1 protein-coding gene and 1 pseudogene are annotated in these 625 nt (G+C 70.9%); both read left to right on the plus strand.

Annotated elements, in window-relative coordinates; all coding sequences use genetic code 11:
* On the plus strand, window positions 1-354 hold a 354-nt coding region (locus HX774_RS19400), incomplete at its 5' end, for a biopolymer transporter ExbD (protein ID WP_178829031.1).
* Window positions 355-359: 5 nt separating this feature from the next.
* Window positions 360-625 (plus strand): annotated as a pseudogene (locus HX774_RS19405) (hypothetical protein); the annotation flags it as partial.

Raw genomic sequence — 625 nt, forward strand, 5'->3', positions numbered from 1 at the left:
GTGCTGCTGATCATCTTCATGATCTCGGCGCCGCTGCTGACCGTCGGCGTGCCGGTGGAGCTGCCCAAGACCGAGGCCAGCGCCGTCGAGACGACCGACAAGCCGATCACGGTCTCGATCGACCAGAACGGGGCCATCTTCATCGGCGAGAGCGAAGTCCGCTGGGAGCAGCTGGCGATCCGCGTGGCCGAAGAGGGCGGCGAGAAGGCGCGCGACAAGGCCGTCTTCATTCGCGCCGACGGCCGCGCGCCCTATCAGGCCGTGGCCCGGGTGATGGCGCGCCTGTCGGCCTCGGGCTTCACCAAGCTGAACCTGATCACCGACACGGCGGCTGACGAGCCGGCGGAGGGCTGACGGCTTTGCGTCGACCCAGTCCCGCCATTGTCGGATCGCTCGCGCTGCACGCCGGGGTGGTGGCGCTCGCGCTCGTGTCGTGGTCGTCCAAGGTGGATGAGCCCAAGCCGCTGGTGAACTCGGTGCCGGTGTCGATCGTCTCGGACATCGAGATCGCCGCCGCACCCGCCGATAATCCGCAGCCCGAGCCCTCGCCCGAGGACGGGGCCACCGCCCCGGTCGAGACGCCGCCCGAGCCGGTTCCGCCGACGCCGACCCCGCCGCCCCCTGC

The organism is Brevundimonas sp. P7753 (genome assembly GCF_013386595.1).
Classification (GTDB): Bacteria; Pseudomonadota; Alphaproteobacteria; order Caulobacterales; family Caulobacteraceae; genus Brevundimonas; species Brevundimonas bullata.